A 22,914-nucleotide genomic window follows, 5' to 3' on the forward strand; every position below is an offset into this window, starting at 1 on the left:
GTCGTGTAGGGGTAGGGCGGTGAGAAAGACAATCTGGTTCTTCCATGGGGGGAGTTCCAAGAAGAAGTATCGGCTGCAGTGCGCTTTGCTTGAATGTTCGATCTTCGCAGGCAGCCGCATCGTTCGCTGCGGCCAGAACCAAGCGCAGCTTGGATGTTGATTTGCACTGGCACTGATGTAACTGCGCCAATGCAAGCTACAGGCGTGGCAATGATGACTTCCTGGAACTGATGCGAGTCAGTCAGGGCAGTTCTGCCCTTGGAGTTGCGGCCAGCGGCCGGCACCACCGTTCAATCCGCCATCACGCGTCCAATTGCATCGGCCAGCAGGGCGCGTACCCGTTCCGGTGGCAGGTCGGGATCGCGCACGGCGCGCATGGCCAGGCCTTCTACCAGCAACCGCAGCAGCAGGGTGCGGCCGGCAATCTGCTCTTCGTCCAGAACCCGGCCAAGGCTCGCATCGCGCTGGCGCAGCCAGGCCTGGATGGCGGCGCTGGTCTGCTTGTCATGGGTACGCAGCACACCGGCCAGCTCCGGATCGCGATGGGCTTCGGCATTGATTTCCGCGTACAGCGCAACGCTTGCAATCGCATTGCCGTGAATAGGCAGCACTTCACCGCGCGCCCATTGCTGATAGCACGCGAGCAGGCCATCGACCAGGTCCGAGGCCGCCGGCATCTCGCTGATCGAGGCCTGGTCGTGACGCAGCTGGCGCTCGATCAGCGCCAGGATCAGGGCGCGCTTGTTGGCGAAATAGCGGTACATCAAGCCTTGGCTGATCTCGGCCTCGGCGGCGATATCGCCGATGGAACCGGCATGGAAACCGCGGGTGATGAAGCACTTCTGGGCGGCGTCGAGGATGCGCCGGCGCTGGGCCTCGGCATGGGCTGCAGCAGGATCTTCGGCGGTCGGGGCTACGGCGGATTTCGGCGTCATTGCGTGAGGTCAGGGCGTCCAGAGGGGGATAGTACGTCACAAAAGGTGTGAATGAACGGTCATTCATTTGTAATTCCCGCCTCCCAGACTGCGCCGGCCTTCTCCTTCCGCGAATGAGTCCGATGCGCCACGCTATGCTGCACCGCCCGCTGCTCACCCTCGCCATCGCCGCCGCTCTGCCGGCGCTGGCCCATGCCGAAGACAGCCCCAGCGCCGACGCCAGCGCGTCCGCCGATGCCGCACTTACTGTGGTCGCCCTCGACCAGGTAATGGTGACCGCCCAGAAGCGCGCCACCAACCTGCAGGAGACGCCGATCTCGGTGTCGGTGGTCGATGCCGAAGCGCTGAAGGATCGCAGCGCGATCTCGCTCGGCAGCCTGTCCGATGGCTCCATCCCGTCGTTGCGGGTCACGCCGTTCGCCACCCGCAGCTCCGCACTGAATATCGGCATCCGTGGCATCGGCGCCTCCGGCGACGCCAACCAGCCGGCGCGCGATGCCGGCGTCGGCATCTACGTCGATGGCGTGTTCATGGGCCGCGCGCAGGGCCTGGGCAGCATGCTCTACGACGTGGAGCGCATCGAAGTGCTGAAGGGCCCGCAGGGCACGCTGTTCGGCCGCAATACCGAAGGCGGCGCGGTGAGCATCGTGACCAAGGCGCCGACCGGCGAGTTTGGCGGCAGCGTCAGCGCCGGGGTGTCCAACTTCAGTGGGTACAACAGTGCGCTGCACCTGGACCTGCCCAAGGTGGGCGATGTCAGCTTCAAGATCGACGCCGTGCAGGCCAAGCGAGACGGCACCACCGACAACCCGATGCGCGGCGAGCGTGACTTCAACAGCTACGACAAGCGCGGCGCACGCCTGAGCGCGCTGTGGCAGCCGCGCGATGACTTCTCGCTGCTGTACGCCTTCGACCGCTCCTACGATGCCACCACGCCGTATCACACCCAGGTCCTGGTACCGGGCGCCTACCTCAGCCCGCTGCAGAAGGCAGGTGCCAGCCAGGACCGCCGCGACAGCGCCATCCTGGGCGGGCCGCAGGAAGACAACATCGGCCGAACCAGCGGCCATCTGTTGAATGTGTCGTGGGCATTGAATGACAACCTTGAGCTGAAGTCGATCAGTTCCTACCGCGAGCTGACCCAGGGCCAGTTCGACATGGGCCTGGTCGATGCGATCTCGGCCTATGGTGGCGCCGGCACGCCGTTCGGCCGCTACAGCCTGGCCCAGGTCTACCAGCACCAGTACAGCCAGGAATTCCAGCTGATCGGTAACACCTCGCAGGTGCAGTTCCTTGGCGGTGCGTTCTACTACCACGAGACCGCTGGCGACAATGCACAGACCCCGAACATGCTGGTGTGGGGGCCGGGTGGCAACAGCTACACGGTGAACCCCGCGACCAATCCGCTGGATCTTTCCCGGGTGCGTATCGACCGTGCCAGCAAGGCGTGGACCGACAGCCTGGGCGTGTTCGGCCAGGCCACGTGGACACCGGAAGCACTGCAGCGCCTGCACCTGACCGCCGGCGGTCGCTACACACGTGATGACAAGAAGGGCAACCTGTACATCGTCAACGGTGCCGCCACCAACCTTGCGTTCAAGGACCGCTGGAGCCGCTTCGACCCGATGGTCAACATTGCCTACGACCTTGGCGAGCACGCCATGGTCTATGCCAAGTACAGCACCGGCTTCAAGGCGGGTGGCGCCAACTCACGTTCGACCAATTACGCGGCCTTCGGTCCGGAGGAAGTGACGGCCTATGAGCTGGGCTTCAAATCGCAGTTCTGGGACAACCGTGCACGCCTGAACCTGGCCGTGTTCGATTCGACCATCGCGCACAAGCAGATGGACTTCTCGCTGCCGTTCGACCCGAACAGCGGTGAAACACGCACCACCATGGTCACCACCAACGCACTGAGCGATGGCAAGTCCCGGGGTGCGGAGCTGGAATTCAACGTGATGCCGGTAGACAACCTCACCCTCGGCCTCAACTACGCCTACACGAAGATCGATGCGCAGACAGCAACCGACCCGTTCGGCGCTGGCGTGCAGGTGACCGTGCAGCCGCTGCTGGCACCGAAGAATGCGGGCAGCCTGTCGGCCGACTATCTGGTGCCGTTCGCCAACTTCTCGGCACTGAAGTTCCATGTGGACGGCAACTGGTCCGACGGCTACTACACCAGCGAGTACGACCAGATGCTCACCGACAGCTCGTTCGTGGTGAATGCACGGGTGGCATTGGTGGATGTGCCAGTCAACGGCACCGGCACCACGATGTCGTTCTCGCTGTGGGCACGCAACCTGCTGGATGAGCAGCACCTGTTCTACAAGATCAACAGCGCGGCGCTGGGCCAGAGCGGCATCTTCAACGACCCGCGCACCTTCGGCCTGGATGTGGCCGTCAACTTCTGATTCGACCGGAGAACCCCATGAAGACCCGCCATACCGAACTCGCCCTGGCCCTGATGCTGAGCCTGCCGCTGGCCGCGACGGCTGTTGCCGCTGATGCGCCGCAGGCCGTCGCCGCGAAGGCGCCCGCCGCTGCCAACGTGAAGCCGGTCGCTGCCGATGCGCAGCGGGTGATTCCGCTGCAGGGCGCCTGGAACGTGCGTACGTTCGCCGGCCTGCAAGGTCGCCACGGCCCGATTCCAGCCGATGCGTTCGTGCGTACCGCTGATCTTGGGCGCCTGACCGAAGCCGACCGTGACGCTTTGGCTGCCGCTGGCGTGAAGCTGGACATCGATCTGCGCACCGCCGATGAGGAAGCACAGTCGCCGGACCTGCTGGCCAGGGACGACCGCTTCGACTACCAGCGCATCTCGCTGATGGGTACCGAGAAGATGGACCTGCAGAAGATGATGACCAGCTTCCCGGATTCGCTGGGCGAAGCCTACGTGCAGTGGCTGGGCCACAGTCAGCCGCAGTTCAAGCAGGTGTTCCAGCGCATTGCCGCGCAGCAGGACGGTGCGGTGCTGTTCCATTGCACGGCCGGCAAGGACCGCACCGGCATCATCGCCGGGCTTCTGCTGGACCTGGCCGGCGTGCCCAAGGCCGAGATCGTGCACAACTACGCGATCTCCGCGCATTACCTGGAAGGGCAGCCGAAGGACAGCGCGATGAACGCGCAGATCATGGCGCTGGTCAAGCAGAACCCGGAGATCGGTCGCAAGATGGCGGGCATGGCCGGTACCGCGCCGGACAACATGGAGCAGTTCCTGGCAGCGCTGCACAACCAGTACGGTGGTGCGGAGGGCTACCTGAAGTCGATCGGGGTCAGCGAACAGGAGATCCAGCAGCTGAAGGTGCGGCTGGGGCAGGCCGGCTGAGGCGGGCCGTGGCCAGAAGGGCTCCCACGCAGCGATCCGCAGGTGGGTCCACGGCTTCCACATCGGTCTCGACCGGTCGTGGACCGAGGCCCACACCAGCTACATCATTTCGAACGCCGCCAGTTTGCAGGTGGCCAAATAGCGGAACGCGATCGAGGCATTTCCCGGCGAGCTGGCTCCCTGGCCATCCTGGAAGGTCGCCTGCACCAGGCTGCCATTCAATTTTGCTGCAAGAACCGCCGCGTACATGGCTTTTCCACCTTCTGTAGCGGTATCAATCCAGATCATGGCGTGATCGCAGGAGCAGCCGGTCAGCGGCACTGTCATGCCGAAGCCGGCGACGCCCTGCGACGGAATCAGGCCCGCGATTTTTCCGATGACGTTGCACACCTTCTGGGCATGGGCGGGGCCCGTCGTGGAGGCTGCCGCCATGGCGACCAGAAGTCCCGCAACTGCTCTCCTAATGCGCTGCATGAACCTGCTTCCTTGTTGGGTTGTGCAACAGCGTAGCGCAGGGCGGAACCGCTGTCCGAGGTTTTTCAATCCCCGTCCGGCTTCACCCTCACCACCCGTTTCCGGTACTCATACACGTTGTCACCGCGGATGCGCTTTTCCTCGGTGCCGGTGACCCGGCCCACCTGCTGGTCCGAACCGGTCACGGGCTGCGCCTCGATTTCGGTCTCGTGCTCGAAGGAATGTGATTTGTCGGTGTTGCGGTAATAGCGGTACAGCGCCCAGTACAGCGCGGTTGCGCCGGCTGGACCTGCCGCCAACAGCCAGAGGCCACTGTCGTCGCTCATGTCGATGCCACCAGGAAGGCAATTGCGAGGGCTTCAATGACGGTGCCGGTGGCCAGTGCCGCCAGCAGCATCTTCCATTGCTGCACGGGCACGCTGCCCATGGTTTCGCCGGTACGGCCGTTCACCGCGATGTAGTGCAGCATGCCGCCGTTCTTTCCGGGCTGGTGGTACGAGTACAACCACACCGGCAGGTACATCGACACCCAGCGGGTGCCATGCACCTCCAGCTGTTCCTGCTCCCAGCGCACGCCACGGTTGTAGCGCTTCACCGAACCTTCCACCTGTGCGCGGGCAATCGACAGCAGCTGGTCTTCCAGCCGCGGCCGCAGCTTTTCCACATCCAGGTTACGCTTCTCCGAAGTAAAGCCGGCCAGGTACGAGGCGTTCCACTTCACCGCGTTCTTGGTATCGAACGGCAGGATGGTGTTGATGATGTTGTTGGTGTTGGCGCGGATATCAAGATTCCCGCGCTCGGCCGAGGATTCCAGCGGCAGGTCATCAACGGTGAAATCCACCTGGCGCTCCACCTGGTAGACATCTGCATCGTAGAGGGTGCGCTTGTTCTTCTCGCTGCCCACCGTGTACTCGCGCGTCTTGATCTCGCCCTTGCCGGCCACGGCCGCGCTGACATTGCTGTCGACGATCATGTAGGGGAGGAACACGCCCACCACGTTTTCCGGGGTGAACTGGTCCTTGAAGGCCTTCAGCGCGAACATGCGGCGCTTGTCGACGAACTGGCGGATGCGCGCGACCGCGTCGTCCTTCTTGATATGGAAGGGCAGCACCGCATCAGGCACCGCGCCATTGCTGATCTGTTCGTTGACGCCGAACACGTGGCGGCACCAGTGGCAGCGCGCCGTCATCGTGCTTTCGGTATTGACCGTGACTTCGGCGCCGCAGCCGGTGCACTTGAACGTCATCAACGCCGAGGTGTCGGCATCGATGTCGCGTGCGCCGGACGCGATGACGGTGCCGCGCAGCTGGTCGATGGCCTCGCCCAGCCCGAATTCCTCCTCGACCCGCGCGCCATGCCATTCGTGACGGCAGTACAGGCAGACGAGGATGTCGGTGCCGGCCTTGGGCCGGATGTCGGTGGCGCCGCACTTCGGGCAGCGGTTGAGGCCGTCCTTCAGCTCGCTGGCCGAGGTATCGATGGCCACGGGATCGGGCGCTTCCACTTCATCGCGGATGGCCTGCGGCAGCTTCGAGGTGTCCAGCGGGAAGCTGCCGGGCAGGGGAGGGACGTCCTGCGGCGAACCGGGCCCATCCAACGACGCCGCCGGCAAGGGCGGCGGCGTCGCGGGCGCGGATCCGGGCAGCGGCGGTGGGCCGTTTCGGGGATCGGACATGTCGGTTGTGCGTCCTGCTGTTACAGGCCCAGTGCCTTGGCCTTGAGCGCGTCGTAATCGCTCTGGGTGATCAAGCCCAGGTCCAGCATTTCCTTGGCCTTCTTCAGCTTGGCGACCGGATCGTCGGCAGCCGGGGTGGCCGGCTGCTGCATGCCGCCGACACCGAACATGCCCGAGGCCATGCCGACACCGACCAGGCCCGCCGCACCGCCGTTCTCGCCGGCCGACTGGATGCCCTGGGCGACGCTGGCCTGCAGGTTGGAATTGCCGCGCGAACCGGACAGCGCATCGGCGCGCTGCACGGTCTTCAGCAGTTCGCGGGTGTTGGCGTCGTACTCGATCGAGACGATGGCGGTCTTGACGATGGCCAGGCCGCGGTCGGACTTCCACTGGTAACCCTGCTCGACGGCGGCCGACAGGCTCTGCGCGAAGCCCAGCGAGTCCTGCTGCAGCTTGGTGATGCGGTTGCCCTTGCCCGGATCGTTGGTATACAGGCTGAAGGCCGGAGCCAGCGAACCGACCACTTCATTGAACAGCTGGCTGGCAGCGGCGTTGTCCAGATCGGTGAAGTCGAACACCTGGCCCGGCCGCAGGTAGCTGGCCGGTACGAAGTTCTTCACGAACAGGATCGGGTCGACGATCTTCAGCGTGTACGAGCCGCGGGTGATCGCACCGACCTGGGTATTGAGGAAACCGTCGTCCCAGTAGATTTCCGACTGGGTGCCGAAGCGGTTGTCCGGCAGTTCCTTCAGCGAGACGAAGTAGGCCGCCTGCTGCGAACCCGGCTGGCCGCCGAACTTGAAGCGCTCCCAGCTCTGCTTGATGAAGGTGCTGACCAGACCGTCGCCGGCGAAGATCGACTGCGAGTTCAGATCGTCGGAGCGCCACTCGTAGCCACCCGGTTCGGCGACGAATGCGGTGATCGCGCCGTCCTGGAACAGCAGCAGGCCGTAGCCCTCCGGCACGATGATCTTCGAGCCGTTGGTGATGATGTTGGACGAGCCGCTGGTGTTGGAGCCGCGGCCGGCATTGGTGCCCTGCGGCACCGCCGCGAACAGGGCGGCCGTGGACGGCAGGCCCGCCGGCACGGTGTAGAAGTCCTTCCACTGGTCGGCCAGCACACCGCCAACCGCACCCTTCACCGCCTGTACCAGACCCATGTCCAACTCCCTGTGATTCGAGGGCAGGCACCATGCCTGCCGAGCTGGACTGAATATAGCAGCGGGCAGGGACCGCTGTGGTGCCGGAAGATGAATCCGGGCCATGCCGATGCACGGCGCAGCGCCGTGCCTGGCGCTGTTGCTACAACATGTACGGAATCTTGAACGCCAGCGTGAAGTCCGGCGCATCCGGGGTCAGCCCGATGCCCAGCAGCGTCACCAGCGTGGTGTGCTGGTTCAACGCATATGTCACGCCCAGGTTCAGGGATGCCGCATTGGCATCACTGCCGATCACCTTCATCCACTTGCCGCCCTGGAAGCGGGTGGAGGCGCGGGCGCTGATGCGGTCACTGAAGGACAGGCTCAGGCTGGTCCGCTCGTTGAACGCAAAGGCCACGCCTGCGCCGAAGTACACCGAGCCACCCAGCTTCACGTCGCCCGGATTGACCGTGTCCGGATTGCTGTCGATGTCGTTGAATCCGCGCGGGATGGAGTGCACATAGCCGATATTGGCGAACAGGATGGCCGGGTCGGCGGTCTTCACCATCGACAGGCCGAGGTTGGCCTGCCATACGCCGTTGCCGGTGGGCTGCTCGCGCGGCACGGCGAAGCGGATGTAGTCATCGTCATCGCGCTCGATCACCTTCCAGTCCAGGCCGTAGGGTGCGCGCCCGGTGGGGGCGGTGACGCCGGCCGTGAGCACGGTCTCCGGGCGCCAGCCGCGTTCGCCGAACAGCCGGTAGTTCGCGCTCAGGCCAATGTCGCCCAGGCCGTTGCCGTTGGTCTGCTCCTGCGCGATGGCGGCTGCTGCACCGCCGGCGCCGCCTTTCTGGTACACGGTGCGCCGCGCCAGGTAGGGCACATCCAGGTTGAGCGTCAGGTTCGGGCTGACGCCCCAGCGGGCCGCCACGTTGTAGGTCAGCGAGTCGGACTCCACGTTCTCGATGGCGATATTGCCGAGGAAGATGGCGTCCAACGCGAGGAAGCCGTTGAGGGTGAGCTGCTTGCGGTCGTAGCGTGCGTAGGTGAGGCTGTTCTCGATGGTGAAGCGGCGCGAGAACAGGGCCGATTGCTGCTGCTTCACATCGTCCACGCTGCGGCGCGACTCCTGCCTGGCCTGTTGTGCTTCTGCGGCGGTACTGGCGTAACCCTCGCTGCTCGGTGGAGCCGCGGCGGCCGCTGCCTGCGACAATGGCGCGGCCGGTGGGGTCGAGGCTGGGCCAACCCGCCCGCCCAGGCGCGCCTGCATGGCCTGCACCTGCATGTCCAGTTCGCGCAACCGCCGCACTTCCTGTGCGTAGTTGGCCTTCAGCTGTTCCAGCTGGTTGGCCAGGGCCTGCACGTCAGCGCCATCGTCCGGCGTCGTCGGTGCGGCAAGGGCGGTGCCCGCCAGCGCCGCCAGCGCCAACGGGGTGATCCTCATCAGGGTGTGCATGTCCGTGTCCTGCGTTGTGGAGCGTTTCCCCCAATGCCAGGCCCTGCTACTGGCCCGGCCCCATGCCGCGGTTCAACGCAATCGCCTGGGCCACGTTCTGGCTCAACGGCAGATTGCCGCCCACGGCGTTGCGCACCAGCTCCAGCCGCAACTGGTTGCTGGCGATCTGGCCGTCACCGGCGAGGGCGATGCCCTGGCCGACGCTGCCATTGCGGATCCACTGCTGTACCAATCCCTGGCCGTCCACCTGCAGCAGCAGGCGTGCCTGGTTGCCTTCCAGCACCGCCGTCGCGCTGGCGCCGCCCTGCTGCGCGCTGACATTACCTGCGCCATCAGAAAGAGCTGCCGGCACGCCACCCTCGCGAACCGTCAGCGTGGTGACGTTGCGCGCGAGATTGCCATCGCCGGCCACCTGCACGCTCTGCACCAGACCGCTGGCGTTGGCCAGGCCGCTGCTGTCGATCCTGCGTCCGTGGGTATCGGGCAGCGGCGCATCGGCTGCCGTGACATGCACGCTGGGCTGGAAGCTGAGTTTCGGCGCGCCACCGCCACGGAAGTCCATGCCCAGGGTCAGGCTGCCCTGCAGGGTCGTGCCGTTGCTGGCCTGCCACTGCGACACCATGGTGACCCCGAACCAGGCGACGTTGTTACCGCCCACGGTGTAGCGCCCCCGCATCAGGCTCAGCTCCGGATCGGGGATTTCCGTGAGGCCACGCCCGGTCCTGCCGTCGGCGGCCTGCAGGGGCAGGACAGGGGCCATCAGCAGCAGAGCCATCCATACGTGTCGGCGGAACATGGTCGTACCTCCTCAGAACAGGTCGGCGTGGCTGAAGCCGAAGTCGACCAGTTCGGCATCGGTGATCGGCCCTTGCCGCGCGAAGAGCGCGCGGGCACTGGGCCGTTCGCTGGGTTGCAGAAGAGCGGTGTTGCGATCGAAGTCGCTGCCGATCACCACGAAGACCGCGCGCGATGGCCAGGCGGCCAGGAACTCCGGCAGCGCCAGGCTGCGGTTGCCGAGGATCGGGTCAGCCACTTCCACGATGCCGTTGCGCACCTGCTTGAGCACGACGAAATGGCGGAAACCACGCACGTCCATCAGCACCAGTCCCGGCACGCGAAGGGTGCGCAGTCGTGTTTCGTCGATGCGGTAACCCCGGCCACGCATGCCCAGCGACTCCACGTAGCGCTTGATGTCGAGCAGGGAGAAGCCGCGTTCGGCTACCAGCGCTGGATCGGACACCCCCATCATCCCTTCAATCACCGTCGCCTCGTCGGTCTGCAGGTGGTAGGCGTGGCGCAGGATGGTCGCCAGCGCCGCAGCCCCGCAGCTGTAGTCGGTGTGCTGGCGTACCACGTTGCGGTAGCGCCGCTCCTGCATGCTCTCCACCTTCTGCTGCAGCAGCGCTCCATTGGGCAGTACGCCACTGAAGCGCACGTCGCCCGCCCACGCAGGAACAGTGGCCAGCAGCAACAGGCAGGCCAGCAGGCACATCGAAAGACGGCAACGGATCATCACAGTCTCCGGCAGCAGGGGGGAGCCCCTGCCCCAAGGGGGAGGAGGGACAGGGGCTCCCGGGAACCCGGCCATTGGCGGACGGCCGGGGTGGTGCGCTTACTCGCCGTTGCCACCGCCGCCGCCGGTGCTGGGCTGGGCGACTGCCAGGGCCAGGCTGTTGGCCTGCAGGTTGCCGGTGCCTGCAGCCACGTTCACGCCGATGTTGCCGGAGGCGCCGGAGAAGGCGCTGCCGGACAATGCCGAGGTGTTGGTGGCGTTGACGTTCACCCAGCGCGTGGTGCTGACCGTGCCGCTGAGGCTGGCATACAGGTCGGCCACGCCCAGTTCGACGAACTGGCTGGTGCCACTCTCACGCGTATCGAAGCCCAGGCCGCCCACCCCCGGCCGGTTGGGGTTCATCGTGGCGTTCTGGATCTGGTTGTCCAGGTCGATGTGGCCGGTGCTGTTGCCACCCGGGTGTGGCAGCTCGCCACTCCACGTATCCAGGTAGTAGTTGGCCATCTGGTAGGCGTTGCCGGTACCGCGGTAGGTGCCCGCGCCATAGGCCAGGGTCAGGCCACTGACGCCGCCACGCATGCCGACCTGCACGGTATCGGTGTAGGACTGCACGAAGCCGGCGTTGCTGACCGTGTTGCCGGTGGAGACCTGGTTGGAGCTGATGCTCGACTGGGCCACCGCGGTGGTCGCGACCGAGGCCGCGAGCGCGTTCTTCTGCTCGTTGTTGTTGCCCGAGGCGATGTTCACGCCGATGTTGCCGGACGCGCCGCCGAAAGCGTTGCCACCAAGACCTGCGGCGTTGGTGACGCCGGAGTTCATGGTCGCGTTGCCGAAGCCGGCCTGGTTGACGAACACCTCGGCGTCAGCCATGCCGAAGCTGAAGGACGCATCGGCAGCGGACAACGACGCGGCATTGTCCTGGGCATTGTTGTCGCCGGAGACCACGTTGAAGCCGAGATTGCCCGATGCGCCGGCACCCACGCTGTCACCGATGGACGCACTGTTGGTGACCAGGCTGTTGCTGGTGGCGTTGTTGCTGATCGACTGGCGGTTGTCGATCACGGCAATGGCCGCCGAGTCGAGGTCGATGTCGCCGGTGATGTTCGGATCGCCGGAGAAATTGATGTCGGTGCTCAGCCGCAGGTCCTTCTCCAGGTTCACGTCGACGCCGTGGTTGTTCTTCTCCTTGCGTTCGTCGGCCTGGATGTTGCTGTGCTTCTGCACATTGACGTTGACGGTGCGGTTGCGCACGTCGTTGTCGGTGTGGTTGTGCGTATCGTTGCGGGTTTCGCTGACGGTGTGGTTGTGGTTGATGTTCGCGTTGGCGTTCTGGTTGTCCCAGCCATTGGCCGCAGCGGCGGTCGAGGCAGTGGCAATCGCCATGGCGAGCATGGTCTGTTTGACGGTCGCTTTCATGGTGCCCTCTCTCTCATCAGGTGGTGCATCGGTTGGGTGGTTGTCACGGGCGGTCCTGCACGACCAGGCCCAGCACGTTGGCCGTATCGTTGCCGTTGCCCGCGATCTGATTGAGTTGCAGGACCCCGTCGAATCCCCGCAGCGCGGTGCTGGCTACACCGGCGCTGCGGGTGCCCGTCGCGACGCCGCGACCGGTGTCGTCCCGCCCCCCTGCCAACGCGGAACCCTCGGCGGCCAAGGCCGTATCGTCGGTTTCGCGTATGCCCTGTCGGGCCAGCGTCGCCCTGACGACGTTGAGCGTCGTGTTGGCGATGCCGCTGGCCTGGTTGATGGATGCGATGCCACTGGCACCGGCCAGTGCGTCACCGCCAATGAATGCAGTGGCCTGCAGCGACCCGGACAGCACGCGGCTGCCCTGCTGCAGTTGCCGCGTATTGATCGCTACGTCGGCGCGATCGCCCTTGGCGATACCCCGCAGGTTGGCCTGCACATTGAGGTCGCCGGCGGCCTGGTTCACGGCGATGGCGCCATTCGCCCCGGCCAGCGCGCGGCCGTCGATCCGGGCCACGTCGAGATAGGCGAGCATGCCGCTGTAGTCATCGGCCCGCGTCGCCCAGGGTGCAGCAGCGAGCAGCAGAAGTACGCCGTGCAGAGGCTTCATTTTCCACCTGCCGGGGCCGTGCCCTGCAGCGGGAACTGGGCCAGTGCGCCGCGCACGGTATCGGCGATACCGCGGGTGCTGCTGCCGACCGCACCGAGCGGCCCACTCATGGCGCCCCCCAGGCTGCTGCCGACCATGCCGTCGCCACTGCGGCCCAGCGTGCCGCCCAAGGCCTGCTGAGTGACCCGTTCAACGGTGGTTCCGCCCGGCGCCGCGATGGACGCGGCCTGGCCGGCGCCCATGCCGGCATAGTCCTCATCGCTCAACTCGTCCATGCCGGTCGTCGTGCCGCCGCCCCCCAATGCGGCGGCGATCTCGCGCTGCGGCTTCGGGTCGGCTATCAGCGCCATGCCCGGTGGTGCCATGCGATAGGCCGGCCGCGCGGAGACGTCCCGCAACAAGACGATTTCGCCCGGTTGTGCCTTCAAGCCCTGGCGGGCGCCCGACGCGGACGCGTCGGCGCCAACCGACAGCAGAGCTATTGCCAGCGCTGCGGCCAAGCCGCGAATCAGGGTGGTGCCGTCCATGCCGATCTCCCGCGATGGGTGCGGCGGAACCACGCATCAACCGTGCCAACTTCGAAGTGCCCACGCGCCAACAGGGTGACCGTGCAGCACCTGACCGGGCTGCTGCCATGCTGTTACACGCACGTCGCGGAATTGTTGGGGTTTCGAAGCCCCAGGCACCGCAGGGCAAGGGCGGCGGGCGACTGTCGCATCGGTGTTACAGGTGGCGTCGCCGTCTGCAACGGTGCCGCTTCAGCCTCGAATTTCTTGACGCACTGCTCATTGCGCCGCCGTTTAGGGAAGCGCTAGGATCCGCCCAACAAAGGCCACCCCGGTGGCCGTAGAGGTCCCGGCGGGGGGCGGCACGCCGGTGATTGCCTGACAGTCCGCCGACGGTGTCCGGATGCTGGGGGAAGCATGGCAGCGGTCCCGGAGGCTTCTACGTCACGTTGCGTGCTCTGGTTTGGCGAGCCGCTGGCAAACGAGCGCAGTGCGCTGGCGGCAGCGGGCTGGTATGTGCGCAGCATCCATCCCGATCCCGCCATGGCGATTGGCCTGCGCGGGCGCGATCGTTTGCTCGCCGTGCTCGATCTGCGCCATCTCGATGCGGTCGCGCTGCAGCTGCTTGCGCCGTGGATCGAGCAGCACCAGCATCTACCCTGGCTCGCGGTACTGCCACCGGGTGCCGGACCCACATCACCGGCTTGGCTGCCGTTGCTGCAGCGATGCTGCGCGCGCTTCACGCTGCCGTTCGGCCTGCAGGACCTGGTGTGCGCAATGCGCCAGCAGTTCGACGCGGATGATCCGCCTGTCGACGCAACCTGCGGTGGGCACGGACCGCACGCGCTGATTGGCGAAAGTGCCGCGTTGCATGCGGTGCGCACGGTGCTGCACAAGTTTGCGCCGGTGGAGCTGCCGGTGCTGGTCACAGGTGAAACCGGTACCGGCAAGGAACTGGCCGCACACGCGCTGCATGCGCTGTCGGGGCGTGCCGGCAAGCCTTTCATTGCAGTGAACTGCGGTGCGATTCCGGCCAACCTGGTGCAGTCGGAGCTGTTCGGCCACGAGCGTGGCTCGTTCACCGGTGCCGACAAGCGGCAGATCGGCGTTTTCGAATCGGCCCATGGCGGAACGGTGTTTCTTGATGAGGTGGGCGATCTGCCGGCAGAGGCACAGACCAGTCTGCTGCGTGTGTTGCAGGAGGGAACCTTCGAGCGCGTGGGCAGCAGCCAGCCGCTGCGCGCAGACGTGCGTGTGCTTGCCGCGACCCACGTCGAACTGGAACACGCGGTAGCGCAGGGGCGGTTCCGCAGCGATCTCTACTACCGCCTGAATGTGCTGCGCCTGTTGATGCCACCGCTGCGCGAGCGCGGCGCCGACGTGCAGCTGCTGGCCGAGCACTTCCTGCGCTGCTTCCGGTTGCGCCACAGCGTGCGTGCACGCGGCTTCGCACCGGCCGCAGTACAGGCCATGCGGCGCTTCGACTGGCCCGGAAACGTGCGCGAACTTCTCAACCGTGTGCAGCGTGCAGCGATCATGGCCGAAGGCGAGCTGATCAGTGAGCGTGACCTGGAGCTGGGCGCATCGGCGGCGGTCCTGCCGGCGGCGATGCTGCACGATGCACGGGGGCAGGCCGAGCGCGATGTGCTGCTGCAGACCCTGCGCCAGACCGGCTACAACGTATCCGAGTGTGCGCGGCAGATGCAGATATCGCGGGTGACGGTGTATCGCCTGTGCCGCAAGCACCGGCTGGAGCTGCCTGCGCAGCGCTGATCAGCCGGCCGCGAGGTGCTTGAACAGGCGCAACGGCTTGCCCGCGACACGCTCGATCACGCCCTTGGCTTCCAGGTCCAGCTGCACGGCCTTCAACCACCAGCCAGCGGTGGCACCTGCCGGGAACAGGGTGGCGGGCAGATGTGGCAGCAGTGCCTGTTTTGCCTGCGCAACGGTCAGGCCGGGCGGTTGCGCAGGCAGGACCCACAGCAAGGCGTGGCGCATGGCGAGATACTTGGCCCGATCCACGCGCTGGATGTGCCCGGGCGTGGTGATGCTCTCGATCTCGATCCGCTCGGGCTCAGACATGGGTATCTCCCGCGACTTCGATGCGCGGGCTGCGGAAGCCCATGGCGATCCACGCCTTCATCAGGCGGGCGTAGAACCGCAGCGAGTGGGTCTTCAGGTTCGGCACATCGTCTGGAAGGACAGACGGGTCAGGAAGATCACGGACCATGGTCCGCATCTCCACGGCGGGTCTTGCCGACGCCGGCCACAACAGGCCATACAGGCTCAGCCAATGGCCACCGCTGAACTCCAGGAACAGCGGTGTATTGCAGCAGCCCGCCACGACGCGGCGGCTGCCGCCCCTGCTGGACAACCGCAACACGCGCAGCATGGAATGTCCGGCATCGATGCTGACGCGATCCTTGCGGTGCATTAGGAAGAGCGTCTGGCCGTGCGGGCCCAGTACGTCCGGTGCTCGGGGCATCGACTGCAGCATGGCGCCGGCCTTGCGGCAGCTGTCGCAGCAGCATTCGACGGTGGCGATGGGTTGGCCCGTGGCGGTCAGGCGCACCTGGCCGCAGGCGCAGGCAAGGGACTGGTGTGAGGCCATCTGCGTTTTCTCCTGGGGTAGTCATCCTCTCGACGAACCGGGGCGCCGAAAATCTACAACATCTGCCTTCAAGGGCGCATCATCCGATAGCGGATGCGGTACAGATCCAACCCTGCGCCGTCCGCGCGCCGCGCCGAATAGGTCAAGGTGTCGGGTTGCGAGCCATCCAGCATCGCGCCGTAGCTGTCGCCGGAGGCCTCGTTCAAGGGGGAGGGCAATGCAAGGCCCGCGTCATAACGGTCTCCACGCGCGTAGGCAATGAACTGGCGTACCGGTGCACTGCCGAAGTCCAGGGCGCGGGCAAACACCAGCGTCCGGCCGTCGCCCAGGAAGGTGGCATCGAACTCCTGCGCTGCGGTATTGAGGTCTCCCGGCAGCGGCCGTGCCGGCTGCGCCATGCCACGGACCATCGCTGCGACGTAGAGGTCATGGCCACCCGCACCGCCTGCGCGATCGCTGGAGAACAGCAGCGTGGCTGCGTCGGGCGAGAGCATCGGCGCGAATTCATCGGCCGCGCTGTTCACTGATGGGCCAAGATTGACCGGCTCCCCGAATCGACCGTCGCTCCCCATGCTGACCCGGTACAGATCGTCGCCGCCCTGGCCGCCTGCGCGATCCGAACAGAAATACACCACGCGGCCATCGGCGGAAAAGGCGGGATCGAAGTCGCGCCCCGGCGTGTTGAACGGCACCGGCGTCGCCCGCCGCCAGCGCTGCCCATCGTTGCGGGAGACCCAGATGTCATACCCGCCCGGACCGCCGGGCCGGTTGCGGCTGAACCACAGTGCGGTTTTTCCGTCCGGGCTCAAGGTCAGTCGAATCTCGTCGTACTGCGTGGATGCAACGCCCGGGGCAAAGCGCTCGGCCGGGCCGACGATCTGCAGCACCCTGGATGGAGGCGCGGGAGCCGACGCAGCAACCAGCAGCATCACGGCCAGCAGCGCCTTCATGCTTGTCGCTCGAAGTCGCTGACCCAGTTGGTTTCCCAACTGCGTCCACCATCGGTCGAGGCCGCCTGTTCCCAGCGCGCCGAACGCGGGGTGACGCGTGACCAGATCACCCGTGTCTGGATTGTTCGACCGTCGTGCTGGTCTTCGCCGAAGAAGCGGCCGACACCGGCCTGGAAACCTCCGCGCAGTGGCGCGCCGATCCGGGTTGGCTCCCGGCCATCCAGCCACCAGCTCAGCCAGTGCCGCTCCGCCGCATTCCAGGCGCGGATGCCCATGCCGCGCAGCGGCGCTCCAGGCATGTGCATCAGGTTGTCACCCACGTTGCCGAATCCCCCCAGGACCGGCCAGTTGTGCAGGGTGCCGTTGAACGCGTCCCATGCATCGCTGCCTGCCAGCCGAGCGCGCAGGCGGCGATGGCGCACGTTCCAATGGCCCACCAGGAAATCAAAATCGCCCGGTGCATCCGGCAGCTTCGGAAGCGGAGAGGGGACCGCAGCAGTGCGGCGGAACCAGTTGCGCCAGTTCACTTCCCAGTGCGCACCGGCATCGTCGGAGAACGCCTGTTCCCACCACGGCTCCTCGCCGTGGATGTCGTGCCAACGGAACCAGACCTCGATGGGGCGCCCGTCGATCCGGTCGGTGCCGCGGAAGCTGCCGGCATCGCCCTTGAAAGCGCCGCGCACAGGGGCTTCGATATGGGCAGGGTTGCGGCCATCGATCCACCAGATCGACCACGTGGAAGACACCGGATCGAATGCACGCACGCCCAGGCCCCTGTAGGGGCCCGAAGGCAGCGCCATGACGTTGTCATCGATGGTGCCGAGTCCGCCCAGGGTGAGCCAGACCGCGCTGGAACCGGTGAAGGACTCCCAACGGGTATCGCCGACCAGGCGGTCCTTCAGGCGTCGGTGCCGGACCTGCCAGTTGCCCTGCAACCATTGCCAGTCTTCGCTGTGGCTGGGCAGGGCCCACCCGGGGGGCAGCGCCGTAGATGCCGCCGTGGCGGCCAGGGTGGCCAGGAACTGCCGTCGATCCATGTGCGTGATCCCCTGTCGAAGGTGCCTCCATCGTTGCGCGTACCAGGGGGATTGACCACGCAGATATCGGGGCTCAGGCTAAGTCACACTTATGGTCACCCAACGTCAGCTGCCATCGCTTGCCGCCATCCGTGCCTTCGAGGCGGCGGCGCGGCTGGGCAGCTTCGCGCGTGCCGCCGAGGAGCTCGACACCAGTGCGGCGTCGGTGAGCTACCACGTGCGGCGGCTGGAGGCCCAGACCGGGATCTGCCTGTTCCTGCGCCACGCACAGCACGTGGAACTGACGGTGGCGGGTGCCAGCGTCGCCCAGGAGGCGACCCGGGCATTCGATGCACTGCGCGCGAGCTTCATGCGCGCCGCTGACAGGGATGCGGCGCGACTGCGCCTGTCCGTGCTGCCGACCCTGGGCACCAGTTGGCTGACGCCGCGGCTGGGCACGTTCCGCGCCCGCCACCGGCAGTTCGTGCTGGAACTGGACCTGTCGGCAGCGCCGCAGGATCTGGCCGCCGGTCACTTCGATGCCGCCATCCGCAATGGCCAGGGCGAATGGCCGGGTCTTCAGGCAACTCCCTTGTTTCCCAGCGTGTTCACACCGTTGTGTGCGCCGGCGCTGCTGCACGAGGCGCGTGGGATGGGCAGCAGCGCGCTGGAGATTCCTCTGCTCGGGCGGCCGGACTGGTGGGCCCTGTGGTTTGCCGCGCACGGGCACATTCCACCGCCGGCACCGGAGAGTGTCGTCGCGCCCTTTGCTGTCGAACATCTGGATATCGGCGCCGCGATCGCCGGGCAAGGCATCGCCATTGGTTCGCCGATCCTGTTCCAGGCCGAGCTGGACAGCGGGCGGCTGGTGCAGGCGCATCCGGGTGTCGCCAGCGACGGTCGCAGCTTCTGGTTCGTGGCACCCACGGCGCGAAATGGCAGTGCCAAGGTCATTGCATTGCGTGACTGGCTGGTCGAGCAGGCCGCTGAGGCGCGGCACGCGGCACGCCACTACCTGGCCCAGGCGGTGGTGCCATGAACCAGAGCCCCGAACTGCTGCGGCGCCTGCTGCGTGCCAAGGACCGGATGGACCGCGCCAGCCATGAGGAATGGCCGGTCGCGCGCCTGGCCGTGGTCAGTGCGGTGTCGCCGGCGCACTTCGCCCGCTCGTTCAAGCAGGCCTTCGGGCTGCCACCGCACCGCTATCTCCTCAGCCGGCGCATCGAACGGGCCGTGGCGATGTTGCGTGACACCGAGTTGCCGGTCACCGAAATCGCCGCGCAGACCGGGTGGAGCAGCCTGGGTACCTTCGGCCGCATCTTCCGTGACATCACCGGTGACAGCCCGGGCAATGTGCGTGAGCGTGAGCGTGAGCGTGAGCGTGCGGGCCGGGCGGCGTCGGCCAGCGTGCCGGAATGCCATGCACGCGCCGCGCAGCGCCCGGACCTGAAGATCGCAGTTTTGGAGAAGCGCCGCCGCGAGGCGGTTGCTAACGTGGACCCTACCTGAGGGAGGTCCCATGACGAACACTGTGAACACGGTCGGCCTGTATGTGCGCGACCAGGATGAGGCGCTGGCGTTCTACGTCGGCAAGCTCGGCTTCGAAGTGCATACCGACGTACGCAATGGCAGCTACCGATGGCTGACGGTACGCAGTCCGGGCCAGGACGGTTTCCAGCTGGGCCTGTTCGTGCCAGGCCCGCCCACCCACGACGCCGCTACCGCGCTTTCGCTGCAGCAGCTGGTGGCCAAGGGCGCAATGCCGCCGCTGGTGCTGGCCGTGGATGACTGCCAGGCGCGCTACACGCAATGGCTGGCACAGGGCGTGGAGTTCACCCAGGAGCCGATCGAGCGCTATGGCGCCGTCGACGCCGGATTCCGTGACCCATCAGGCAATGGCTGGAAGATGATCGAAGCCCGTTCCGAAGCGAGGCGCCGGCAATGAGCCGCGGTGGCTGGGCACGGCCCGTGCATCGTTGGACCTCGATCGTGTTCACCCTGGCGGTGATCGCCAACTTCGCCGTTCGCGGGCTGGGGCAGGGCGAACCTGCAGCGTGGATCACCTATTCGCCGCTGCCGCCGCTGTTCCTGCAACTGTTCACCGGCCTGTACCTGTTCGCGCTGCACTACGCCGGAAAGCGCCGCAGCGCCGCACTGGGCACTGCGGGCTGAGGCCGCCTCAGGCGGCTGCGTCGGCGGCGTAGGCCGCAAGCAATGCAGGCAGCTGGTCCATGCGCTGGAAGATCACCTTCGCACCCGCAGCACGCAGGGCTTCCGGCGTGCTGTGGTGCGGGCCGCCCTCGCTGAAACCAAACACGGTCGCACCCGCCGCGACGCCGGCGGTGGCGCCGGTGACGGTGTCCTCGATGACTGCACAGCGCGTCGGGTCCACGCCCAGTGCTGCGGCAGCAGCCAGATACACGTCCGGGTGCGGCTTGGTGCGTGGCATGTCCTGGCCGCTGAAGACGTGGTCGCCGAAGGCATCGAGGATGCCGACCTTGCCCAGCTGCAGCTTCACCTTGAACAGGTCCGCACCGGAAGCGCAGGCAATCCGCCCGCCGGTGGCCGCAGCGATCGCACGCACGGCCTCGGGTGCCCCCTGGATCGCTTCAAGGTCACGTTCCAGTGCCCGGTTGCGCTGCTGGCGGAACTCCTCCAGCCATTCCTCGGTGAACGGCTTGCCGGTGCGCTCCTCGATCAGGCCTGCCAGCTGGGCCACGGACTGGCCGAGGAAGACTTCACCCGCCTGCGCCGGGGTCAGCGGCCAGCCGCGTGCGGTCAGCATTTCCGAGAGAACGCGGGCGACCAGCGGCTCTGAATCGACGAGTACGCCGTCGCAGTCGAACAGCACGGCATCAAACGGGAAACGGGACATCTACAGCTCCAGGGGGCAATGCGGTGGTGCAATTGCCCGCCATTTTCCCACAGCCAACCTTGCGTGGCACCCGGAGCGGGTGCCACCCATTCCCGGCAGGCCGGTCAGCCCAGATCACAACCCGCCGGCTGCGGCCAGGTGCTGGCCGGCAGCATGTTCTTCAGCGAGGCCGGTGCGTTGATCGCCACGTAGCTGGCACCCAGCAGCTCTTCCAGATCGGCGATGGTCAACAGGTAGCTGTCGAGGCTGCCGAGATTGGCTTCGTTGGGAATGATCCAGCTGATCGCCTTGGCCGTGCCGGTGTTCGGGTCACGGGTGATGATGGTCTTCCAGAAGAACTCCGGCGTCGGGATGCCGTGACTGGAGAGGAAGTAGTCGTTGGAGGCGTCGCCGTAGACCACGCCACCATAGACATCCACCGGCGCGATGTCGCGGTAGCACTCGGCCACGTTCTCGGCCTTCACCCAGATGCCCTGGTTGAAGCTGGATACCTGCGGAACGATGTTGGTCATGTAGTTGGCGCGGCGGATGTAGGTCGCGTTGTAGTCCATGTGGTTGGAGGTCACCAGATGACCGCGGTCATAGCCGGATCTGATGCTGGCGTAGGAAGCGGTGCTGGTCTGGCCGAGGCAGCCGACCGGCAGGTCGGGGTCCTTGTAGAAGCTGGACGGCCGCGCGGCCGAACCGGTGTCTGCGGTCAGGGTGTACTCGTAGCGGGTGGCGCTGTGGATGCTGCAGTCGTAGGTGAGCACGAAGCCGCCCTTGTTGAGGGTGACGACCTGGGCCTGGGCAGCGCCGGCGACGGCACTGAGGACGAACGCGAGGAAGAAGCTTGCAAGGCGCATTGCGGTTCTCCAGCAGAAGTTCAGGGCGCAGTCGTCCGCCACGACCGTGCCGGGGCGGGGTCATGTGGAGACGTTGCGGAGTCGGGTGCTGCGGATTGCGGTAGGACGTGACCGCACGGGTGGGGCCATGCAGGCCCTGCGGTGTCGTAAGCGTCACAAGCTGTCGCCTTTCGGTCAATGACGAAAAGGCGAAGCTGTGACAGCGCGCAAGCACTGGTGATGTGTCAGATCACGCGGCGCGTGGGTGACACGCGCGCGTGCTAGGGCGTGGCGGTGCCTGTCGCCGCCAGGCTCAGGGCTGTGCCCGCAACACGTAGTCGCCGCGGCGCGCTCCTGGTACCAGCGACCATCCGGGGGCCAGGCTCAGCGCCCATCCGTGACCCTGCAGGGGCAGTTCGCCCGAGGCAGGCGCCTGCACGAACACGGCCTTCCAGTCGTTCTGCAGCAACGCTCCATCGGTGACCGTCAATGTTCCCCATACGTCGCTCAGCTGCATCGTGGGATACACCGTGCCGATGCCAGGTAGCGGCTGCATGTTGCTGGGGTCGAACTGGATGCGCATGCTGCGAAGATCCAGCCGCAGTACCGGCCCGGTCACGAAGCGGGCCTGGTTGCGTTCAAGCTGTGCAAGGCGCTGCTGTTCGCGCTGCACTTCCGTTTCGCGCAGCGCAGGCCCGTCATAGCGTGCTGCCGTGGTCAACAGTGCAGCTTCGCCGGTGAGTGGAGTGCTGTGCATGCGCTCTGCCAGAAGTGAACCGAGATCGCGGGCGGGATGGCCAAGATTGCGATGCCAACCGGGCGCAACCTGGTCCAGCAGCAGGCCATAGGCCGGGCCGGTCGCGTAGGCGAACGAACGGACGAAGCTGCGATCATCCACATGGGCGCGAAGGTCATGAAGTGCGGCCTCGATGCGCACAGAGGGCGTTGCGTTGCCGACGAGAACGCCGGTGTACTCGGCCAGGCCTTCGTTTAACTCCAACGCGGCTTCTTCCTGGGCGGCAGCAGGGAAGCGACGGTAGCGCTCAGCACGGAATGCGAGCGCATCGTTCATCGCGTTGCGCTGTGCGCCGGGGTCGGGTGCGGACAGTGCGGCGGCAAGTGCGCGCCATTCCAGCTGCAGCCAATAGCGTCCTTCAAGCGTGTCGAGGTGCTCATTGCCGCCCTCTGCCGGCGCTTCGATCGACAACGCGGGTTGCAGGCGGTGGAACATCTCGTGGGCCAGCAACGTGCGTCGCCGGCCTTCGTCCTGCGGCAGCGGCCAGAGCAGCTGCGTCCAGCGGGTGCCGGACCATTCGACAGCGGTGTTGGCGATGATCGCGTCCGGCGGAAGCTGGCCGATGAAAACCTCTCCACGTGCCTGCAGGTTGCCCTGTGCATCTGCACGGGAAGCCGTGACCCGGCGACTGGTCCTGTCCACCAGCATCATTGGCCCACACAGCGACGCTCCCCAAAGTCGGCCGTTGTCGGCCTGACACAGCGTTTGCGCCTCTTCGAAGACTGCGCCAGCGGTCACGTCG

General features: G+C 66.3%; 25 protein-coding genes. 7 read left to right on the forward strand and 18 right to left on the reverse strand.

The genetic code is table 11. The features are described from left to right. Window positions 1-290: 290 nt before the first annotated feature. On the reverse strand, window positions 291-935 hold the full coding sequence (locus O0K41_RS00005) for a TetR/AcrR family transcriptional regulator (protein ID WP_164221240.1): 645 nt from the start codon (window positions 933-935) through the stop codon (window positions 291-293). Between the two features lie 122 nt (window positions 936-1,057). Here O0K41_RS00005 and O0K41_RS00010 point away from each other — a divergent pair, with 122 nt between their 5' ends. Both O0K41_RS00010 and O0K41_RS00015 read left to right on the forward strand, forming a co-directional pair. Continuing rightward, window positions 1,058-3,346 (forward strand): TonB-dependent receptor, encoded by a 2,289-nt coding sequence (locus tag O0K41_RS00010; RefSeq protein WP_197592027.1) that lies wholly within the window; start codon window positions 1,058-1,060, stop codon window positions 3,344-3,346. A 17-nt stretch (window positions 3,347-3,363) separates the two neighbouring features. Beyond that, the gene (locus O0K41_RS00015) at window positions 3,364-4,260 is read left to right on the forward strand and encodes a tyrosine-protein phosphatase (RefSeq protein WP_164221244.1); all 897 of its coding nucleotides are present in this window, start codon (window positions 3,364-3,366) and stop codon (window positions 4,258-4,260) included. 99 nt (window positions 4,261-4,359) lie between these two features. Here the strand turns inward: O0K41_RS00015 and O0K41_RS00020 are convergent, their stop codons facing one another. From O0K41_RS00020 to O0K41_RS00065, 10 genes are all read right to left on the reverse strand, one after another. Continuing rightward, window positions 4,360-4,734: a hypothetical protein gene (locus O0K41_RS00020; protein ID WP_164221246.1), complete on the reverse strand. Its 375-nt coding sequence runs from the start codon at window positions 4,732-4,734 to the stop codon at window positions 4,360-4,362. A gap of 65 nt (window positions 4,735-4,799) precedes the next feature. Beyond that, the gene (locus O0K41_RS00025; protein ID WP_033834266.1) at window positions 4,800-5,060 is read right to left on the reverse strand and encodes a hypothetical protein; all 261 of its coding nucleotides are present in this window, start codon (window positions 5,058-5,060) and stop codon (window positions 4,800-4,802) included. Continuing rightward, on the reverse strand, window positions 5,057-6,409 hold the full coding sequence (locus O0K41_RS00030) for a membrane protein (RefSeq protein ID WP_012480360.1): 1,353 nt from the start codon (window positions 6,407-6,409) through the stop codon (window positions 5,057-5,059). The genes O0K41_RS00025 and O0K41_RS00030 overlap by 4 nt, the downstream gene beginning before the upstream one ends. A gap of 20 nt (window positions 6,410-6,429) precedes the next feature. Next, entirely contained in the window at window positions 6,430-7,569 is a 1,140-nt protein-coding gene (locus O0K41_RS00035; protein ID WP_099527455.1) for an SPFH domain-containing protein, read from the reverse strand. Between the two features lie 142 nt (window positions 7,570-7,711). After that, complete coding sequence (locus tag O0K41_RS00040) at window positions 7,712-9,004, reverse strand: transporter (RefSeq protein ID WP_108269824.1); 1,293 nt, start codon at window positions 9,002-9,004, stop codon at window positions 7,712-7,714. 46 nt (window positions 9,005-9,050) lie between these two features. Continuing rightward, window positions 9,051-9,800, reverse strand: coding sequence for a hypothetical protein (locus tag O0K41_RS00045; RefSeq protein WP_149501129.1), 750 nt, complete (start codon window positions 9,798-9,800; stop codon window positions 9,051-9,053). Between the two features lie 12 nt (window positions 9,801-9,812). After that, entirely contained in the window at window positions 9,813-10,517 is a 705-nt protein-coding gene (locus O0K41_RS00050; protein WP_012480358.1) for a C39 family peptidase, read from the reverse strand. Between the two features lie 99 nt (window positions 10,518-10,616). Next, window positions 10,617-11,933 carry a hypothetical protein gene (locus tag O0K41_RS00055; RefSeq protein ID WP_024957186.1) on the reverse strand — a complete coding sequence of 439 codons (1,317 nt, stop codon included), beginning with the start codon at window positions 11,931-11,933 and terminating at the stop codon, window positions 10,617-10,619. Window positions 11,934-11,976: 43 nt separating this feature from the next. Further along, complete coding sequence (locus tag O0K41_RS00060) at window positions 11,977-12,594, reverse strand: hypothetical protein (protein ID WP_049450774.1); 618 nt, start codon at window positions 12,592-12,594, stop codon at window positions 11,977-11,979. Continuing rightward, complete coding sequence (locus O0K41_RS00065; RefSeq protein WP_308304405.1) at window positions 12,591-13,121, reverse strand: hypothetical protein; 531 nt, start codon at window positions 13,119-13,121, stop codon at window positions 12,591-12,593. Before O0K41_RS00065 ends, O0K41_RS00060 begins: the two co-directional genes overlap by 4 nt. Before the next feature lie 396 nt (window positions 13,122-13,517). Here O0K41_RS00065 and O0K41_RS00070 point away from each other — a divergent pair, with 396 nt between their 5' ends. Continuing rightward, a complete protein-coding gene (locus O0K41_RS00070; protein ID WP_059034510.1) occupies window positions 13,518-14,873 on the forward strand; it encodes a sigma-54 dependent transcriptional regulator in 1,356 nt (451 codons plus the stop codon). Here O0K41_RS00070 and O0K41_RS00075 read toward each other — a convergent pair whose 3' ends face one another. From O0K41_RS00075 to O0K41_RS00090, 4 genes are all read right to left on the reverse strand, one after another. Next, entirely contained in the window at window positions 14,874-15,182 is a 309-nt protein-coding gene (locus O0K41_RS00075) for a hypothetical protein (RefSeq protein WP_024957190.1), read from the reverse strand. Next, entirely contained in the window at window positions 15,175-15,711 is a 537-nt protein-coding gene (locus O0K41_RS00080; RefSeq protein WP_164221250.1) for a hypothetical protein, read from the reverse strand. The genes O0K41_RS00075 and O0K41_RS00080 overlap by 8 nt, the downstream gene beginning before the upstream one ends. Before the next feature lie 68 nt (window positions 15,712-15,779). After that, a complete protein-coding gene (locus O0K41_RS00085) occupies window positions 15,780-16,661 on the reverse strand; it encodes a hypothetical protein (RefSeq protein ID WP_308304406.1) in 882 nt (293 codons plus the stop codon). After that, complete coding sequence (locus O0K41_RS00090) at window positions 16,658-17,698, reverse strand: twin-arginine translocation signal domain-containing protein (RefSeq protein ID WP_149501126.1); 1,041 nt, start codon at window positions 17,696-17,698, stop codon at window positions 16,658-16,660. Before O0K41_RS00090 ends, O0K41_RS00085 begins: the two co-directional genes overlap by 4 nt. A gap of 91 nt (window positions 17,699-17,789) precedes the next feature. Between O0K41_RS00090 and O0K41_RS00095 the strand changes: the two genes are divergently transcribed. From O0K41_RS00095 to O0K41_RS00110, 4 genes are read left to right on the forward strand one after another with little or no spacing between them, the layout of a single operon-like run. Then, on the forward strand, window positions 17,790-18,716 hold the full coding sequence (locus O0K41_RS00095) for a LysR substrate-binding domain-containing protein (protein ID WP_049450765.1): 927 nt from the start codon (window positions 17,790-17,792) through the stop codon (window positions 18,714-18,716). Beyond that, window positions 18,713-19,186 (forward strand): helix-turn-helix transcriptional regulator, encoded by a 474-nt coding sequence (locus O0K41_RS00100; protein ID WP_308304407.1) that lies wholly within the window; start codon window positions 18,713-18,715, stop codon window positions 19,184-19,186. Before O0K41_RS00095 ends, O0K41_RS00100 begins: the two co-directional genes overlap by 4 nt. 10 nt (window positions 19,187-19,196) lie before the next feature. After that, a complete protein-coding gene (locus tag O0K41_RS00105) occupies window positions 19,197-19,622 on the forward strand; it encodes a VOC family protein (protein ID WP_049450762.1) in 426 nt (141 codons plus the stop codon). Next, window positions 19,619-19,849 carry a hypothetical protein gene (locus O0K41_RS00110; protein ID WP_033834252.1) on the forward strand — a complete coding sequence of 77 codons (231 nt, stop codon included), beginning with the start codon at window positions 19,619-19,621 and terminating at the stop codon, window positions 19,847-19,849. The genes O0K41_RS00105 and O0K41_RS00110 overlap by 4 nt, the downstream gene beginning before the upstream one ends. A gap of 7 nt (window positions 19,850-19,856) precedes the next feature. Here O0K41_RS00110 and O0K41_RS00115 read toward each other — a convergent pair whose 3' ends face one another. The 3 genes from O0K41_RS00115 to O0K41_RS00125 all read right to left on the reverse strand — a co-directional run bounded on the left by O0K41_RS00115 (window position 19,857) and on the right by O0K41_RS00125 (window position 22,820). Further along, window positions 19,857-20,552, reverse strand: coding sequence for an HAD family phosphatase (locus O0K41_RS00115; RefSeq protein WP_149501125.1), 696 nt, complete (start codon window positions 20,550-20,552; stop codon window positions 19,857-19,859). Window positions 20,553-20,656: 104 nt separating this feature from the next. Next, the gene (locus O0K41_RS00120; RefSeq protein WP_308304408.1) at window positions 20,657-21,397 is read right to left on the reverse strand and encodes a DNA/RNA non-specific endonuclease; all 741 of its coding nucleotides are present in this window, start codon (window positions 21,395-21,397) and stop codon (window positions 20,657-20,659) included. Between the two features lie 292 nt (window positions 21,398-21,689). Next, on the reverse strand, window positions 21,690-22,820 hold the full coding sequence (locus O0K41_RS00125) for a hypothetical protein (RefSeq protein WP_234411819.1): 1,131 nt from the start codon (window positions 22,818-22,820) through the stop codon (window positions 21,690-21,692). Between the last annotated feature and the right edge of the window lie 94 nt (window positions 22,821-22,914).

The organism is Stenotrophomonas sp. Sm2128 (assembly GCF_030985535.1).
GTDB lineage: Bacteria > Pseudomonadota > Gammaproteobacteria > Xanthomonadales > Xanthomonadaceae > Stenotrophomonas > Stenotrophomonas maltophilia.

Bases quoted from the DNA above. Each gene is read 5' to 3' on its own strand.
- O0K41_RS00005 (WP_164221240.1), bottom strand. From the start codon at position 935: ATGACGCCGAAATCCGCCGTAGCCCCGACCGCCGAAGATCCTGCTGCA.
- O0K41_RS00010 (WP_197592027.1), top strand. From the start codon at position 1,058: ATGCGCCACGCTATGCTGCACCGCCCGCTGCTCACCCTCGCCATCGCC.
- O0K41_RS00015 (WP_164221244.1), top strand. From the start codon at position 3,364: ATGAAGACCCGCCATACCGAACTCGCCCTGGCCCTGATGCTGAGCCTG.
- O0K41_RS00020 (WP_164221246.1), bottom strand. From the start codon at position 4,734: ATGCAGCGCATTAGGAGAGCAGTTGCGGGACTTCTGGTCGCCATGGCG.
- O0K41_RS00025 (WP_033834266.1), bottom strand. From the start codon at position 5,060: ATGAGCGACGACAGTGGCCTCTGGCTGTTGGCGGCAGGTCCAGCCGGC.
- O0K41_RS00030 (WP_012480360.1), bottom strand. From the start codon at position 6,409: ATGTCCGATCCCCGAAACGGCCCACCGCCGCTGCCCGGATCCGCGCCC.
- O0K41_RS00035 (WP_099527455.1), bottom strand. From the start codon at position 7,569: ATGGGTCTGGTACAGGCGGTGAAGGGTGCGGTTGGCGGTGTGCTGGCC.
- O0K41_RS00040 (WP_108269824.1), bottom strand. From the start codon at position 9,004: ATGCACACCCTGATGAGGATCACCCCGTTGGCGCTGGCGGCGCTGGCG.
- O0K41_RS00045 (WP_149501129.1), bottom strand. From the start codon at position 9,800: ATGTTCCGCCGACACGTATGGATGGCTCTGCTGCTGATGGCCCCTGTC.
- O0K41_RS00050 (WP_012480358.1), bottom strand. From the start codon at position 10,517: ATGATCCGTTGCCGTCTTTCGATGTGCCTGCTGGCCTGCCTGTTGCTG.
- O0K41_RS00055 (WP_024957186.1), bottom strand. From the start codon at position 11,933: ATGAAAGCGACCGTCAAACAGACCATGCTCGCCATGGCGATTGCCACT.
- O0K41_RS00060 (WP_049450774.1), bottom strand. From the start codon at position 12,594: ATGAAGCCTCTGCACGGCGTACTTCTGCTGCTCGCTGCTGCACCCTGG.
- O0K41_RS00065 (WP_308304405.1), bottom strand. From the start codon at position 13,121: ATGGACGGCACCACCCTGATTCGCGGCTTGGCCGCAGCGCTGGCAATA.
- O0K41_RS00070 (WP_059034510.1), top strand. From the start codon at position 13,518: ATGGCAGCGGTCCCGGAGGCTTCTACGTCACGTTGCGTGCTCTGGTTT.
- O0K41_RS00075 (WP_024957190.1), bottom strand. From the start codon at position 15,182: ATGTCTGAGCCCGAGCGGATCGAGATCGAGAGCATCACCACGCCCGGG.
- O0K41_RS00080 (WP_164221250.1), bottom strand. From the start codon at position 15,711: ATGGCCTCACACCAGTCCCTTGCCTGCGCCTGCGGCCAGGTGCGCCTG.
- O0K41_RS00085 (WP_308304406.1), bottom strand. From the start codon at position 16,661: ATGAAGGCGCTGCTGGCCGTGATGCTGCTGGTTGCTGCGTCGGCTCCC.
- O0K41_RS00090 (WP_149501126.1), bottom strand. From the start codon at position 17,698: ATGGATCGACGGCAGTTCCTGGCCACCCTGGCCGCCACGGCGGCATCT.
- O0K41_RS00095 (WP_049450765.1), top strand. From the start codon at position 17,790: ATGGTCACCCAACGTCAGCTGCCATCGCTTGCCGCCATCCGTGCCTTC.
- O0K41_RS00100 (WP_308304407.1), top strand. From the start codon at position 18,713: ATGAACCAGAGCCCCGAACTGCTGCGGCGCCTGCTGCGTGCCAAGGAC.
- O0K41_RS00105 (WP_049450762.1), top strand. From the start codon at position 19,197: ATGACGAACACTGTGAACACGGTCGGCCTGTATGTGCGCGACCAGGAT.
- O0K41_RS00110 (WP_033834252.1), top strand. From the start codon at position 19,619: ATGAGCCGCGGTGGCTGGGCACGGCCCGTGCATCGTTGGACCTCGATC.
- O0K41_RS00115 (WP_149501125.1), bottom strand. From the start codon at position 20,552: ATGTCCCGTTTCCCGTTTGATGCCGTGCTGTTCGACTGCGACGGCGTA.
- O0K41_RS00120 (WP_308304408.1), bottom strand. From the start codon at position 21,397: ATGCGCCTTGCAAGCTTCTTCCTCGCGTTCGTCCTCAGTGCCGTCGCC.
- O0K41_RS00125 (WP_234411819.1), bottom strand. From the start codon at position 22,820: ATGCTGGTGGACAGGACCAGTCGCCGGGTCACGGCTTCCCGTGCAGAT.